Source organism: Actinomycetota bacterium, assembly GCA_035759705.1.
Lineage (GTDB): Bacteria > Actinomycetota > CADDZG01 > JAHWKV01 > JAHWKV01 > JAJCYE01.
The window spans coordinates 1-14670 of the sequence record DASTUJ010000020.1 but is presented as its reverse complement, the minus strand read 5'-3'; the positions used below and the strand labels follow the sequence as shown (position 1 = coordinate 14670).

The following is a 14670-nucleotide window of genomic DNA, read 5'->3' as shown; positions in this document are numbered from 1 at the left end:
CTCCGGTGTCGGCAGCGCCCCCCGCAGCTCGACGTTCATGCGGGGCATACAGGTGACCGACAGCGAAGGCAAAGCCGGTTTCGACACCATCTATCCCGGCTGGTACCAGGGCCGGGCGGTCCACATCCATATCAAGGTGAGCACCGGGGGCAACGAGGTCCACACCGGCCAGCTGTTCTTCCCGGACGACATATCGAACGCCGTCTACGAGTCGGGGCCTTACGCCGATCGGGGCGAGATGGACACGACCAACCGGTCCGACGGCATCTTCTCCAGGGGCGGGGCCGAGTCGACCCTGAAGATGACCCGCAACGGCGACGCCTACACCGGAAGCCTGACGCTTGGAGTTCGGGCTTGAGAATGGAGGTTGAGTGGACGAAATCGAGCGCCGGGTGGGCGGATCGATGAGCACCTTTTACGGCAAATATCGAGGGGTAGTAGTGAATAACCTCGACCCGATGGGACGGGGCCGCATTCAGGTCCAGGTCCCCAACGCCTCGGAAACCTCACCGTGGGCGGTGCCCTGCCTCCCGGCCGGCGGGCCGCCGCAGGCGCAGTTCCAGCTCCCTCCTATCGGATCGGGCGTATGGGTTGAATTCGAGGGCGGCGACCCTGCCTACCCGATCTGGGCCGGGAACATGTGGAACGAGCAAGGGGTGCAGTCTCCCGGAGGGATGGTAGAGGAGACTCCCCGACCGGTCCCCATTCCGGGCGTCCCGACAACGGAACGGGCGAGCGCAAGACGGCCCAAGATCGCCTGGCCCCGCCAGGAGTTTCCGGTCAAAGTCGTGGCGCCGGATCTCAACGCTGAACCAAACGAAGTGCCGATCGAGCCCTTCGAGGTGCCCGACCAGGAGGACGAGGGTCCGCCGGACGATTGAAAATGCCATTCGTCGGGTTGGTTCGGTAATACAAAGGAGCCGCCCGTCGGCGGGGCGGCTCACTCTGCAAGGGGGTCGCCATGGCGTGCAACCCGCTTATTCCAATCTCCGATAGTCGGTCGGAGAGGAGAACCCCACTCTATGGGACGGCTCAAACGGGGTCAAGACTTTTTATTAGGTTTACCTAACATTCGACGTTAAGTCGTTGCTCATGCAGCGTCCCTCGATCGCAGGACCCAAAGACCGAGGGCGTAGGAGGCGGCCGACCATGCCCCGAGAATCGCCACAGCCACCAGTCCGGAGTACGGCTCCCCCCCTCCGCCGAGCAGGGATTGAGCTGCCTGGGCCGGGAAGTAGTTGCTGAACTTCATAAGGAAGTCGACGCCCGTCGAGCTCAGCGACCCGGGGATGATCATCAGGAGCAAGAACGTGCATGCCAGCGTACCGGCCACGCTGCGCAGGGCGGCCCCCAGGCCCAGGGCGATCACCCCCACCACCGGGGAGTACAGCCCGAGAATCAAGACATCGATGAGCATCTCCGACGCGGTCCAGGGCAGCAACACGTCGCCTGTAAGTGAGGGAATGGCCGCAGCAACTCCGAGCAGCGCAATCAGCGACCCCGCCACCATGAGCACCGGCGCAAGCACGAGAGCCTTGGCCAGCAGCATCCGGTTCCGGCGGGGCACCCACTGCAGGGTAGAAAGAATGCTCCCGGTTGCGTACTCGCTGGCGATCAGCAGGACTGCCAGCGTGGCCAGCCCGAACTGGCCCATCAACATGAACCCCTGGGCCGCAATGTCGCCCGGAGTGGTCGGTGGGATCACCTCGCCGTTCGCCTTGGAGGCGGTTGCCGAAAGGCCGAATATCAGCACGAAGGCCACGACGAGCAACGCGGTCGCCGCCAGAGTCCAGTAGGTCGAACGAACCGACCAGAGCTTGGTCCACTCGGCGGCCATCGCCCCGCGAAGGCCCGCTTCGTCCTTCCGGGCGACACCCGCCACGGCGGTCACGACCGGCCCCTCCGAAGCAGCTCCGGCTCCCGCTCCGAGGACCCGGCCCCGAACTCCACGCTCTCGCCGGTCAACGCCATGTAGGCGTCCTCCAAGGATCCCTCCAGTGTCTTCAGCTCGTGAAGCCGGATGTCCATCTCGTACGCCATGTTCCCAATCTCCTCGGCGCTCGCCCCCTCGACCAGCAGGTGGTTGCTCCCCTTCCGCCACACCTTCATCGACTCCGCAGCCAGCCTTCGGCCCAGCTCCATCAGCGCGTCCGGCTCAGGGACTCTCAGCTGCACCCGCTTGTCCACCATCCCGGACACCACGTCCTGGATGGGCGCGTCCATCAGCAGCCGGCCCCGGCCGATCACCACCAGGTGGTCCGCGGTCAGCTGCATCTCGCTCATCAGGTGGCTGGAGACCAGGACGGTCCGCCCCTCGGCCGACAAGGACCGGGCCAGCCGGCGCACCCACCGGACGCCGTCCGGGTCCAGGCCGTTGACCGGCTCGTCGAAGATCAGAATCCCCGGATCCCCCAGAAGGGCGCCGGCGATCCCCAGCCGCTGGCTCATCCCCAGCGAGTAGGCCCCGGCCCGGCGGCCGGCGACGTCGACCAGTCCTACCTCGTCCAGCACCTCGTCGACCCGGGACAGTGAGATCCGGTTCGATTGGGCCATCGACTTCAAGTGGTTGCGGGCACTCCGGCCCGGGTGAAGCGCCTTGGCGTCGAGCAGCGCCCCCACCTCACGGATGGGATAGGGAATCTCCGAGTACGGCCGGCCCCCGATGAGCGCCCGCCCTGAGGTCGGTCGGTCGAGTCCGAGGATCATTCGCATGGTGGTCGACTTGCCCGCCCCGTTCGGCCCCAGGAAGCCGGTCACCTTGCCCGGTTGGATGGAGACGCTCAGGTTGTCGACGGCCAGCTGTTCGCCGAAGCGCTTGGTGAGGTTCTCGATAGTGATCATGCAACTGATTGTGGACGTGCCCGGGCTGGGCCGCCATCGGGTAAGACACCGAAAATGCCCCCGGCAACCGATCCGGCGCCTAGGGGATGACCCTGAGGTTTGGGTTAGGGCGTGAGCCCCTTCAGGTGGGCGTCGATGTTGTACTCGATCAATTCCTCCAGCGCCGGCCAGGAGAATCCGGGCTTGGAGATCAGCAACGACGTGATCCCGTGGACCATGGACCAGACTCCAACCACCGCCAGAAGGGGGTCGGTCCGTCGGAGAAGCCCGGCGTCCATGCACTGCTGGACCATGCCCAGGATCCAGTTGTACCCCGAGCTGTTCAGAAGCCGGTTCATCTCGATCTGCTCCCGCTCCAGGGTCGGGGCCTTTCTCATGAACAGAATCCGGTACTCCTCAGGGTGCTCGATCCCAAAGCGGGCGTAGGCCAGGCTCGCCAGCTTGATTGCCTCCAGAGGGTCGGAGGCCCTGGCCGCCGCCTCCTCGACCGCCTTGCTGACGTTGTCGAAGTTCGTCTCGCAGACCTCGATCAGCAACTCCTCCTTGTCCGCGAAGTGAAGGTAGATGGAGGGCGGGGTCACCCCCACGGCGTCGGCGACGGCACGGATCGACACCGCGCTCTCGTCCGAGGTGAGCGCCAGCAGCCGCTCGGCGGCCGCCAGGATCTCGAGGCGCAGCTTGTCCCCCTCGCCCCTGCGGGCCCGGGCACGGCGTGCCTCCAGGGGGGCAGACTCCGGGTTCACGAGACCTGGTCGAATGCGGGCTGCCGCGGGCCGGACTCACTCAGCCCGAAGCGGTCGTGGAAACGGCGGAGAGGCTTTGGAGCCCACCAGTTCGCCTTCCCGGCCAGGCGCATGAACGCCGGCACCAGGGTTGCGCGGATCAGAGTTGCGTCCATGAGAACCGCAAGCATCATCCCCACTCCGATCAACTTGATGAACGCGACCTCCGAACTGATGAACGCCAGGAACACCACCGCCAGCAGGCTCGCCGCCGCCGTTACGATCCGCCCGGTGCGTTCGAGACCCCTCGCTACAGCAGTCACATTATCAGCGCCAGCGTCGTGTTCTTCCTTGATTCTGGAAAGCAGGAAAACCTCGTAGTCCATCGACAGGCCAAAGGCCACGCAGAACATGAGAATCGGCGAGGTGGTGTCGAGTGTTCCGGTTGGCGTGAAGCCGAGGAAGTCGGCAAAGTGGCCCTCCTGAAAAATCCACACCATGGCCCCGAAGGTCGCCGCCAGGGACAGCAGGTTCAGGATCATCGCCTTGATCGGGACGAGCACACTTCCGGTCATGAGGAACAGCAGGACCATGGTGACCACGGCGATGACGGTCAGGGCCAGGGGAAGGCGGTCGAACAGGGTCGCCTTACCGTCGACCAGGTCGGCCGACGGCCCGCCCACTGCGACGCTGCCCGGCGCCGGAACGGCCCGGACTCGGTTGACGAGGTCCTCGGCCTCGGGCGAGATCGGCTCGACGGACGGGACGACCGAAAGCCAGGTCGACCGGTCGGAGGTGAAGCGTTGGGAGATCTCGGGGATCGGCGGCGCCACCTGGTTGCCGGCGGCGTAGCTGCCGGTTTCGGCGTCGACCCTGAGGACCCCGTCCAGCTTCGACAACGACGCAGCGTATTCGCCGACCCCGCCCGATCGCTCCGAAGGGTCCGCGGTGTCGTCGAGAACCACCGCCAGGGCGCCGAACTCGCCGGCGGAGAAGTTCGACCTCACCTGGTCCTGCACCTGCCTGCTGGGGGCGGACTCACCGAGCACCCGGTCGTCCCAGACACCGAACTTCACGCCCAGGAACGGGGCGCCGAGCGCGAGCAGCAGGACGATCACCGAGGCTGCGATCGGCACCGGCCACTTCATCACGAAGCGGGCGGCGTTACCCCAGAAGCCCTCGCCCTCGACCACCGGGCGCTGCTCGACCAGGCGGAAGCGGTTGACCTTCTCACCGAGCATGCCGAGAACCGCCGGCAGCGCCACAACCGACCCGAAGGCGGCCACGACGACCACCGCGGACCCGGCGTAGGCGAACGAGTGCATGATCTGCAGCGGGAAGGCCAGCAGGGCCGAGAGCGAAGCGGCCACCGTCAGGGCGGAAAACAGCACCGTCCGCCCGGCGGTTTCGACCGAGCGAACCACCGCCTGCTCGGTGCTCGCTCCTGCGGCAAGCTCCTCCCGGAACCTCGACACGATGAACAGGCTGTAGTCGATGCCGAGCCCCAGACCAAGGCCGGTGGTCAGGTTCAACGAGAAGATCGACACCTCGGTGAACCCGGTCAGGATCCTGAGGACCACCAGCGTGCCGACCACCGCCAACCCGCCGACACCGAGCGGCAGCCCGGCCGCCACCGCGCTGCCGAACACCACGATCAGCAGCACCATGATCACGGGGAAGGTGATGATCTCCGCCTTCTGGAGGTCCTTCTCCACCTGGTGCGTGATCTCGCTGAATACCTTGGCGCTGCCTCCGACCCGGACGCTGACGTGCTCCTCGTCCAGGGTGTAGGTGGGAGCGATCTCATGCGCTTCGTGTAGGACCTCCTCCTCGCCCCCTTTCAACCGGGCGAGGATCATGCCCTGCCGGGAGTCCTCGCTCTTAAGCGACGGAACCCCGAGGCTCCAGTAGGAGTAGGCCTGCTCGATGCGCGGGTCGGACGCAAGCTTGGCGGTCAGCTCGGCCCCCCGGGCTGCGACCGCGGCATCGTCCACCGATCCCGCCTTGGTTGCCGTCACCAGCAGCAGCAGGTTCGGTGAGCCGGCGGAGAACTCCTCGTCGAGCGCCCGAGCCGCCCGGGACGACTCGGCGCCCTGGCTCTGGAAACCCCCGGTCGAGAGCTTGGATATGACCCCGGCCCCCGCTATCCCGGAGGCCACCATAAACACAACGCTCGCCCACACCACCGCGACGCGTTGGCGATACACAAACCGGCCCAGTGATGCGAGCATTCCGACTCCTCCGTTGGCTAGGCAGTTAAGTTAACTGCGTTAACCTGACGGAATCTCTTATGTGTGTCAAGCGCGAATTATCACTATGCCGTTGCCGTAACACTCGGGGCCGGAGTGGGCGACTCGCTGGGCTCGGAAGGCGTCTCCTCCGCCAGCCGTACTCTCTCGGCCGTCAGGACGCAGGCGCCGTCGGGATCGGTGGTGGTCGGGGTGGAGTCGGACTCGACCAGCCGTTCTTCAGCCGTGCCGGTGGCGATGATGCTCTCGTCGTCCAGGGTGTCCATCTCGCTGAGGTCGCTGTCGAAGTCCAGGTCGGTGTCCTCGGTGACCACGACAATCGCGTCGCTGCCCGCCTGAAGTTTGCAGAGCTCTGCCGCCTCAGCGTTGATCGACTCGATGTTGACTGTCAGCTGCACCCTGATGCTGGCTTCCGGGTCTATGTCGATGCCGTCGGTCCCAGTGGAGATGTTGGGGTCGAAGTCGACGTCCTCGATGTCGACGGCGCTGACGTCTCCGGAGATCTCGAACTGCGCAGTCTCCCCCGTGGTGTTCGCATCCGATGTATCGTCCGCCGTGTTGCAGGCCGCCAGCATCAGAAGAACCAGTAGCGCCCCGGCCAGAGCACGTGCAACCATTCAGCCACCTCCGCCTAGATGTGCCTATCGATTGGTGGAATTCTACGCAGAGCGTCGCCGCAGACCGAATCGGGGTAGAGACAGGCCATGGACCGGGTTGAAGAAGTTGAGACAAAGCTCGAGAAGGTGCGCTCCTGGCTTGCCGAATCCGGCCTAAGCGGTGTGGTGCTCGGCTCCCAGACCAACTTCGCCTGGATCACCGCCGGGGGCCACAACCACGTTGCAACGTCGGCCGAGGCGGGCGTCGGCAGCGCGGTGGTGACCGCCGATCGAGCGACCGTCGTCACACCCAACATCGAAGCGCGGCGCCTGTTCGACGAGGAGCTTCCCCACGGTTGCTTCGACGTCGTCGACTTCCCCTGGCACCTGCCGGAGCAGCAGAACGAGATCATCGACGGCCTTACCGGAGGCAGCCGGGTGGCCGGCGACCTCCCTGCGGGAAAGCGCGAGGCGGCAAGCGGCGTCGTCGAGCTTCGCCGGGTTCTGCTGCCCCCCGAGGTTGTCCGGTACCGGGAACTTGCGCAGGACGCAGCGTCGATTGTCGAGTCGGCGTGCCGGTCGATCGAGCTTCGCGAAAGCGAGCTCGACATGGCGAGCCGGGTCGCGGCACTTTGCTTCGAGAAGAACATCCTGCCCGTGGTGAACCTGGTGGCCGCGGACGAACGACTCCCGATGTACAGGCACCCGGTGCCCACCGCGAACCGGGTGGACCACACGATGCTCGTTGCCCTGACCGCCCGCCGGCACGGCCTGCACGCGTCGGTGACCCGCACGCTGTGCTTCGGTAAGCCGGGCGCCGATCAGGTCGCCCGCCACCTGGCGGCCGCCCGGGTGGACGCCCGGTTCATCCAGGCCAGCCGGCCCGGCGCCACCCTGGCCGAGGTCTTCAATACCGGGATCGAGCAGTACGCCGCCGAGGGGTTCCCAGAGGAGTGGAAGCTGCACCACCAGGGCGGGCTGACCGGTTACGCCGGGCGGGAGGTCAAGGGCACGCCCTCGAGCGGCTACGTCCTTCAGGCCGGCCAGGTGGTGGCGTGGAACCCGACGATCACCGGAGCCAAGTCCGAAGACACCGTCCTGATCGCCGACGACGGCTACGAGGTCCTGACCTCAACCGGCCACTGGCCGATGCTGCAGGTGACGCTCGGCGAGGCGACCATTGCCAGGCCCGACCTGCTGATCCGCTGACCGCAGGACCCGATTAGCCGTAGGACTCGCAACCGATACCGTCCGGCTCCCCTGCCTGGCCCGGCATGCCGTCCAGCCTGTGGGGGTCGGGCGGAAGCACGGTGAGGCTGCGCCTGATGTCCCCGCAGTCCAGGTCTGGGGAGTTGGGCGGGATGCAGTAGTCGGGGTAAGAGGGGTCGCAATCTCCACGCGCCGCCGGCGGAGCGGGTTGAGGAGCGGGGGCCGGGGCCGGGGCGGGTGCGGGCGGCCGAGGCGCAACTGGGGGTGGAGCGACCGGCGGCGCTATCGGGGCCGCCCACATCCCCCGGCGGGCGGCTTTGGCGTCCGCCTCGGCCGCTCGGATCTGTGCGATGAACCGGTCGTTCGGAGCGATCAGCACCGCTTTCGCAAACCCCTGGCGCACGGCCTTTTCGTTGAAGAACTCGCCGTTCTGCTTCCACAGGTACCGCAGGTAGCGGCCGAAGCGGTCGGTGTCGCCCCGGTCGGCCAGAAGGTACACGGTCGCCCCGATGGGAAGCTCCTGCTTCAGGAAGTTGGTCGCCTCGGACGAGTAGGCGACCCCCGACTCCGGAGAGTCGATCTCCAGCAGACGCACCGAGGAGGTCGCCGCCGGCGGCAGCGTCCCACCCTCGAGCCAAAGGGTGTCGCCATCGACGTGCCGGGTGACGGTGGCGAGCTGTGCCTCAGCGGGAACGCCCGCCGGGCGGGAAGGGGCGGGCGGCGGCGCCGGGGCGACGGGCGAGGAGGATCCTGAGTCGGAAGGAAGCGTCGAAGGTTCGGTTGAGGGCGTGTCTGAAGCTGTAGGTTCGACCGGAGTGAGCATTGAACCCCCGAGCACGACGGCAACGAAGGCTCCGGCGGCCAGGACCCAGGCACTCTTTCGGTCGGCGAGCCGGATCGCAGGCAGCGATCCCTTGACCAGGCCGACCACGGCGACTGCAAATGCGCCCAATCCCAGAAGAATCAAGAACCCGCCCACGAGCTCCCTTTCGACTGGATGCCCCCGCTTCCGGTCCAGTCTACGCCCCGCTTGACGGCGGCCCCTAATATCTAGACAAGCCCCGATAGGAGAACCGAAGTGAGCGAATCCAACCAGCCCGGCGTCGTCGTCTCGGTCAACCTTGCAGAGATGCGAAAGGTGCCGATGGGAGACCTGGTCTACGACACCGGCATCTGGAAACTTCCAGTTGAAGGGCCCGTCGGGGTGAAGGAGCTGGGCCTGGTGGGAGACCGGCAGGGGGATCTCAACGTCCACGGGGGACTCCGAAAGGCGGTTTACGTCTACGCCGAGGAGGACAACCGGTGGTGGGAGGTACAGCTCGGGAGACGGGTCACCCCCGGCAGCTTCGGCGAGAACCTGACGCTGAGAGGCGTTGCGATCACCGGCGCCCTCATCGGCGAGAGGTGGCGGATCGGCAGCGCGGAGTTTGAGGTCACCCAGCCCCGGCAGCCGTGCTGGAAGCTGGGCCTGCGGATGGAGGACCCCCAGCTGCCCAACCGGTTCTCGGAGGCCAACCGCCCGGGCGCCTACCTTTCGGTGGTGAAGGAAGGAGGGCTGGCTGCGGGAGACACCGTCGAGATCCTGGAACGGCCGGCGCACCCGGTGACGATCGGACTCATGGGCTTTTTGATCTACAACGACCACCGGCTCGCCCAACTGGTGCAGGAGAACCTGGAGAGGGACCTGTCCCCGAAGGAGTGGAAAGAGTTCCTGCGGGTGAAGCTGGCGTCCTAGTACGCGGCTGCACCCCCGGCCCGAGGGGCGGGGGGTGCCGAGCCGGAGTAGCGTTAAGCCAGCGTCTTGGCGTACTCCTCCAGACGGTCGTAGGTCTCGGCGGCGCCGTCGAACATCCCGGTACCGGTCATGGCATCACGGGCCTCGAACGACGGAGAGTAGGAGGTGGTGGTGATCGTGGTCACGCCGTCCTGCTCCGTGAAGACCATCTCTTCGACGATCTCGTCGTCCATCGGGGGCACGTCGTAGCAGAAGGTCCAGACGAGCTTGCTGTTGGGCACGATCTCCCGATACTCGCCCTTGAACGGGTGCTGCTGGCCGTCGTCGCCGGCCGTGACGATCCGCCACTTACCGCCCTCGGTGAAGTCCAGGTCGCAACTGACGAACCGCTGGCTGCGCGGCCCCCACCAGTTGGTCATGTGCTCGCAGCTGCTGTGGGCCTTGAAGACCAGCTCTACGGGGGCGTTGAAGGTGCGGCTCATGTGCACTACGGGACGGTCCTCGGGCAGTTCGACGTTCAGCTTGCCAATCGTGGTCGTGGTCATTTCTCTTCTCCTTCCTGGGTCTTTTTCTTGAGGTCTTCCAGGTACTCGTCGAGTCGTTCGTAGCTCTCTTCCCAGAACCGCTTGTAGTCCCCCACCCACTGGGCCACCTGCTTCAGCGGCTCCGGCTCCAACCGGCAGTACCTCCACTGAGCCTGCGAGCTCCGGGTAATGAGCCCCGCCTTCTCCAGCACTTTCAGGTGCTTGGAAACCGCCGGAAGGCTCATCTGAAACGGCTCCGCCAGCTCCGTGACCCCGGCCTCCCCGGTGGCCAGCCGGGCGAGGATCGCCCTCCTGGTCCGGTCGGCCAGAGCCGCAAAGGCCCTGTCTAGAAAATCCGCTTCTGATTCGGTCATGTGTCACCTTGCTGTATTGAACCGTACGGTTAATTAACTAGATAGTAAAATATGATCCGTGAGCCGTCAAGCAGATATTTCGAAATTCTTTAGCCGGCGGCCAGCGGCCTCTTCATCAGAACGCCGTAGTTCTTGGGCTCCTCGGGATCGGCGTACATAGCCACCGCTTCCCACCCTTCTTTGCCCTTGTCGTTAAGGTCGTTCTCCAAGCCGGACGCGCCGAAGAATCCCGGCACGTCCTTGGGTCGAATGATCTTGTACTCCCACCCCATCAAAAGCCTCCCTCCGGTTGCCTTCGCCCAGCGTAGCCGGAAGGTCGGTCCAGTCTGATCCGGCGGCCACGGACGACCAGCCACAGGGCGAGCACGAACTCTCCGAGGAAGGTGAAGGAGGATATTGCGGGGAAAGCACCGCCGGCCATCGTGGCGGCTACGGAGTCGAAGATGTATCCGAATCCTGCAATTACGAGCAGCACCCCGACGAACTTGGGGACAAACCCGGAGCGGTAGGTGAGAAAGCCGGCGATCAGTAGGTGGGCGCCGAACAGAACGAGGCCGGCGTCCCAGATGTCGGTAAAGGCGTTGATCTCGAGAAGCGCCTGCACCTGCCTCTGCTCCAGGCTGAATGCGGCCAGGTATCCCTCGGTGCCGAGCAGTCGAACCACCCCGGCTAGGTGGCCGATCGCGACCAGGAAGACCCCGGAGTACGCAAGACGGAACCAGGCGGCCAGCCTCGACAGCCCCTCGTTCACCGGTGCGAAGGCCCGGAACAGGCCCCAGGAGACGACGACGTCCAGAACCACAATCATCAACAGGCTCACGATTCCCAAGCGGAACGTTAGAAGGGATCCGGTGATGGCCTTGGCGGTAGCCGAGGCGTCGCCGGGGGTGACCAGCCCTTCAAGAACTATGAAGTTGCCGAAGATCGCCAGTGCGCTCATCAGGAGTATGGCGACACCCGCCACCAAGCCGGCGTTGCGCACCGACCGCTCCTCGATCTCGTGCGGGTAAGGGGTGGGCGGCCGTTCTTCGGGCTGCCGACGCTGGTGCGGTGAGGCGGTGGTGACCGTCATTTTTGTCTCCCTGCTGAGAGGTCCCAGCTGTCGATCCGGTTGAACTTACGTTGTAAGGTACACTTACATCGTAAGTTTGTCAACGCCGGATCGGGATCAGTCAGGTACCTGAGTTCAGGTGGACTTATTCAGCAAGGTCCGGAGCACATCGATCGTGTCGGCCTCGGCCGCGCTCTTGTCGGGCCGGTAGCGCTTGATGCGGGCGAAACGCAGTGCCACGCCTCCGGGGTAGCGGGTCGACACCTGGACCCCGTCGAGGGCGACCTCGACCACAAGTTCGGGCCGCACCCTCACCAGGATCCCCTTGCGCTCGGCTTCGAGCCCCAGCAGGGCGTCGGTCTGCCAGCGCAGGAGGTCGTCGGTAAGCCCCTTGAAGCACTTCCCCACCATCACGAACTGTCCGGTCTCGGGGTCCCGAGCCCCAAGGTGGAGGTTGGAGAGCCACCCCTGCCGGCGGCCGTGGCCCCACTCGGCGCCCAGGACGACCAGGTCGTAGGTCAGGACCGGCTTTACTTTTCGCCACGCTTTTCCCCGCCGCCCGGCGGCGTAGAGCGATGCCACGTCCTTCACCACAACACCCTCGTGCCCGGCCGCCAGCGCTTCATCAAGCACCCGTTGGGCCTCGTGGGGATCGGAGGTTGTCAGGGCGGGAACCTTGAGGTGCGGTGCCAGCTCCTGCAGCCGGGCCGAGCGTTCCTCGAGGGGGGTGTCGAGCAGGTCCTCGCCGTCCAGGTGCAGGAGGTCGAACAGGAACGTGACGATCCCCTCGGGGGGAGCGCCGGCATCGATCTGGGACACCGTCTCCTGGAACGCGGCCGGTCCGGTCTCGTTCATCCACAGCGCCTCGCCGTCCAGCACCACCTGGGCAGCCGGGAGCCGCCCGACCGCGTCGACGATCCCCGGCAGGGCCGGCGTGATCTCGTTAAGGCCCCTGGTGTAGATGCGCACCTCGTCGTCCCGGCGGTGGATCTGGATCCGGATCCCGTCGAGCTTCCACTCGACCGACGAACGGGCGAACCCGGCCACCGCCTCATCGACGCCGGTAGAGGTCGAGGCAAGCATCGGCATGATCGGCCGGAACATCTCGAAGCCGATGTCGAGCAGGCCCTGCTCCCCTAGCGTCATCGCCGTGGTAGCCGTGCCGGGAAGGTCGCCGGACAGCATCAGCGCCCGCCTGACTGCGTCGCCCGGCACCGCCGCCGCCTTGGCGATCGCATCGACCATCAGGCCCGCCAGCGACCCCTGCCTCAGCTCCCCCGTGAAGAGCCGCCGGAGGAAGCCGGCTTCCGGTACGGTGGCCCGCCCGAACAGGTCGCCGAGGATGTCCCTGCGGCGGGTGGCCGAGCCGGCTCCGGTGCTCTCCTGAATGTCGCCGATTGCAGAATCGATGTCCGAGACGGTGAGGGAGGGCTCGGCCGCCGGCGGGCGCTCCACGCTGTAGGACATCGACCACCCGACTCCGACCCGGCCCTGCCGGGGCGCCCCGGAAAGAAACCCGACGACGACGGCGATCTCTTCGGGCTCCAGCTTCCGCAGCAGCTTCGCGAGGGTTGCGATCTTGGCCGATCTGGAACTCGTATCCGACACCTCGGATGAAGCGGCGACGACCTCGGCGAGCAGAGTCATGGATCAAGGGGTACCACAGAACGGACTTTCGATCGGCGCCTTGCGCTCGATTCCTAAAAACAACATGACATTTACCGTCTGGCGCGCTAAACAGGTACCAGAGAGATCGGAGGCGAAACCATGCGCAACATCACCCCCCATCTGTGGTTCGACAACCAAGCCAAAGAGGCAGCCGAGTTTTATGTCTCCACGTTTCCCGAGTCCCGGATCACCAGCGTTAGGACCATCACCGACACCCCTTCCGGGGACTGCGACATCGTGTCGTTCGAGCTGTTCGGGCAACCGTTCCAGGCCATCAGCGCCGGACCGCTGTTCAAGTTCACCCCCGCGGTTTCGTTCTTCGTCACCTGCGGGACGAAGGAGGAGGTCACGGAGTACTGGTCTGCGCTCTCCGAAGGCGGCTCGACCCTCATGCCCCTGGAGTCCTACCCCTTCAGCGATCTTTACGGCTGGTGCCAGGACCGCTACGGCCTGTCCTGGCAGGTCGGGTACGCCGGTGATCGGGAGATCACTCAGCGGATCACCCCGACCCTGATGTTCACCGGCGACGCCTGGGGCCGGGCGGAGGAGGCGATGCGCTTCTACACCTCGCTGTTCGGCGACTCCGAGGTGGAGGTGGTCCTGCCCTACGGTCCCGGCCAGGAGCCGGAGCAACCGGGCACGGTCCAGTACGGCAACTTCACCCTGGAGGGCCAGCACTTCGCCGCCATGGACAGCGCCAGGGCGCACGAGTTCAACTTCAACGAGGCCATCTCGCTCATGGTCGACTGCAACAACCAGGAGGAGATCGACCACTTCTTCGACAGTCTGTCCGCCGACCCCTCGGCCGAGCAGTGCGGCTGGCTGAAGGACAAGTTCGGGCTTTCTTGGCAGATAGTTCCCGCCCGGCTCGACGAGATCATGAACGAGGGATCGCAGGAGCAGATCGACCGCGTGACCCAGGCCTTCCTGCAGATGAAGAAGTTCGATCTGGCCGAGCTGGAAAAGGCGTACGAGGGCTCATAGAGAAACCGATAGGAGGTAATCGTGACCAAGCTGAACCCGTACCTGAACTTCGGCGGCAACGCCGAGGAGGCGTTCAACTTCTACAAGTCCGTCTTCGGGGGAGAGTTCTCGTCCATGGTGAAGTTCAAGGACATGCCGACAGAGGGCGCTCCGGTTTCGGAGGCGGACGGGGACAAAATCATGCACATGGCGTTGCCGATCGGCGACGAGCTCCTCATGGCCAGCGATGCCCTGGAGTCGTTCGGGCAGACGGTGACCCCGGGCAACAACTCGTACATCTCCGTCCATCCCGCCACCAAGGACGAGGCAGACCGGATTTTCAACGCACTTTCGGAGGGCGCCGAGATCGAGATGCCGATAGACGACCAGATGTGGGGGGACTACTTCGGAAGCCTGAAGGACAAGTTCGGCATCGGTTGGATGGTGAACTACAACAGTACCTACCCGGGTTGAAAATCCACTCCCCTACCCCCTCGACTCTACCTATCCGAAGGCGGATAATCCCCGCGTTCGTGGCGTTGTGGAACCGTCTTTAAGGGGGGTCTGGATGATTACGGTTCGGAATACGGCAATCCTGCTCGGACTTTTGGGAGTCGCCGACCTGCTCGTTGTGCCGACGATGACCAACGGGGACGGATCGGAGCCCACGGCCCCGACGCTGGTGGTCGTTCTTACCGTCGTGCTGGGCCTGGCCAGCATCGCCGCCGCCGTCGGACT

General features: G+C 65.4%; 17 protein-coding genes. 6 read left to right on the top strand and 11 right to left on the bottom strand.

Annotated features, from left to right (window positions below):
* On the top strand, nucleotides 1–358 hold a 358-nt coding region (locus VFV09_01410; protein HEU4866360.1), incomplete at its 5' end, for a hypothetical protein.
* Nucleotides 359–371: 13 nt separating this feature from the next.
* Nucleotides 372–881, top strand: coding sequence for a phage baseplate assembly protein V (locus VFV09_01405; GenBank protein HEU4866359.1), 510 nt, complete (start codon nucleotides 372–374; stop codon nucleotides 879–881).
* A gap of 209 nt (nucleotides 882–1090) precedes the next feature.
* On the opposite strand, the gene VFV09_01400 is transcribed toward VFV09_01405, so the two are convergent.
* The 5 genes from VFV09_01400 to VFV09_01380 form a co-directional block, all read right to left on the bottom strand.
* Nucleotides 1091–1891: an ABC transporter permease gene (locus tag VFV09_01400; GenBank protein ID HEU4866358.1), complete on the bottom strand. Its 801-nt coding sequence runs from the start codon at nucleotides 1889–1891 to the stop codon at nucleotides 1091–1093.
* Nucleotides 1888–2841: an ATP-binding cassette domain-containing protein gene (locus VFV09_01395; GenBank protein ID HEU4866357.1), complete on the bottom strand. Its 954-nt coding sequence runs from the start codon at nucleotides 2839–2841 to the stop codon at nucleotides 1888–1890. Before VFV09_01395 ends, VFV09_01400 begins: the two co-directional genes overlap by 4 nt.
* A 104-nt stretch (nucleotides 2842–2945) precedes the next feature.
* Nucleotides 2946–3584, bottom strand: coding sequence for a TetR/AcrR family transcriptional regulator (locus VFV09_01390; GenBank protein ID HEU4866356.1), 639 nt, complete (start codon nucleotides 3582–3584; stop codon nucleotides 2946–2948).
* A complete protein-coding gene (locus VFV09_01385) occupies nucleotides 3581–5794 on the bottom strand; it encodes an MMPL family transporter (GenBank protein HEU4866355.1) in 2214 nt (737 codons plus the stop codon). Before VFV09_01385 ends, VFV09_01390 begins: the two co-directional genes overlap by 4 nt.
* 83 nt (nucleotides 5795–5877) lie before the next feature.
* Nucleotides 5878–6429, bottom strand: a complete 552-nt coding sequence (locus VFV09_01380; GenBank protein HEU4866354.1) for a hypothetical protein — start codon at nucleotides 6427–6429, stop codon at nucleotides 5878–5880.
* Between the two features lie 87 nt (nucleotides 6430–6516).
* On the opposite strand from VFV09_01380, the gene VFV09_01375 reads away from it, so the two are divergent.
* The gene (locus tag VFV09_01375) at nucleotides 6517–7617 is read left to right on the top strand and encodes a M24 family metallopeptidase (GenBank protein ID HEU4866353.1); all 1101 of its coding nucleotides are present in this window, start codon (nucleotides 6517–6519) and stop codon (nucleotides 7615–7617) included.
* Nucleotides 7618–7630: 13 nt separating this feature from the next.
* On the opposite strand, the gene VFV09_01370 is transcribed toward VFV09_01375, so the two are convergent.
* Nucleotides 7631–8584 carry a thermonuclease family protein gene (locus VFV09_01370; GenBank protein ID HEU4866352.1) on the bottom strand — a complete coding sequence of 318 codons (954 nt, stop codon included), beginning with the start codon at nucleotides 8582–8584 and terminating at the stop codon, nucleotides 7631–7633.
* A gap of 111 nt (nucleotides 8585–8695) precedes the next feature.
* On the opposite strand from VFV09_01370, the gene VFV09_01365 reads away from it, so the two are divergent.
* A complete protein-coding gene (locus tag VFV09_01365; GenBank protein ID HEU4866351.1) occupies nucleotides 8696–9352 on the top strand; it encodes an MOSC domain-containing protein in 657 nt (218 codons plus the stop codon).
* A gap of 53 nt (nucleotides 9353–9405) precedes the next feature.
* Here the strand turns inward: VFV09_01365 and VFV09_01360 are convergent, their stop codons facing one another.
* The 5 genes from VFV09_01360 to VFV09_01340 form a co-directional block, all read right to left on the bottom strand.
* Nucleotides 9406–9897: an SRPBCC family protein gene (locus tag VFV09_01360; GenBank protein ID HEU4866350.1), complete on the bottom strand. Its 492-nt coding sequence runs from the start codon at nucleotides 9895–9897 to the stop codon at nucleotides 9406–9408.
* Entirely contained in the window at nucleotides 9894–10250 is a 357-nt protein-coding gene (locus tag VFV09_01355) for a metalloregulator ArsR/SmtB family transcription factor (protein ID HEU4866349.1), read from the bottom strand. The genes VFV09_01360 and VFV09_01355 overlap by 4 nt, the downstream gene beginning before the upstream one ends.
* 89 nt (nucleotides 10251–10339) lie before the next feature.
* Complete coding sequence (locus VFV09_01350; protein ID HEU4866348.1) at nucleotides 10340–10522, bottom strand: DUF4177 domain-containing protein; 183 nt, start codon at nucleotides 10520–10522, stop codon at nucleotides 10340–10342.
* Complete coding sequence (locus tag VFV09_01345) at nucleotides 10522–11322, bottom strand: DUF4386 domain-containing protein (protein HEU4866347.1); 801 nt, start codon at nucleotides 11320–11322, stop codon at nucleotides 10522–10524. Before VFV09_01345 ends, VFV09_01350 begins: the two co-directional genes overlap by 1 nt.
* A 114-nt stretch (nucleotides 11323–11436) precedes the next feature.
* A complete protein-coding gene (locus VFV09_01340) occupies nucleotides 11437–12948 on the bottom strand; it encodes an ATP-dependent DNA ligase (GenBank protein HEU4866346.1) in 1512 nt (503 codons plus the stop codon).
* A 120-nt stretch (nucleotides 12949–13068) separates the two neighbouring features.
* On the opposite strand from VFV09_01340, the gene VFV09_01335 reads away from it, so the two are divergent.
* Both VFV09_01335 and VFV09_01330 read left to right on the top strand, forming a co-directional pair.
* A complete protein-coding gene (locus VFV09_01335; protein ID HEU4866345.1) occupies nucleotides 13069–13953 on the top strand; it encodes a VOC family protein in 885 nt (294 codons plus the stop codon).
* Between the two features lie 21 nt (nucleotides 13954–13974).
* A complete protein-coding gene (locus VFV09_01330; GenBank protein HEU4866344.1) occupies nucleotides 13975–14406 on the top strand; it encodes a VOC family protein in 432 nt (143 codons plus the stop codon).
* The last annotated feature ends 264 nt before the right edge of the window (nucleotides 14407–14670 follow it).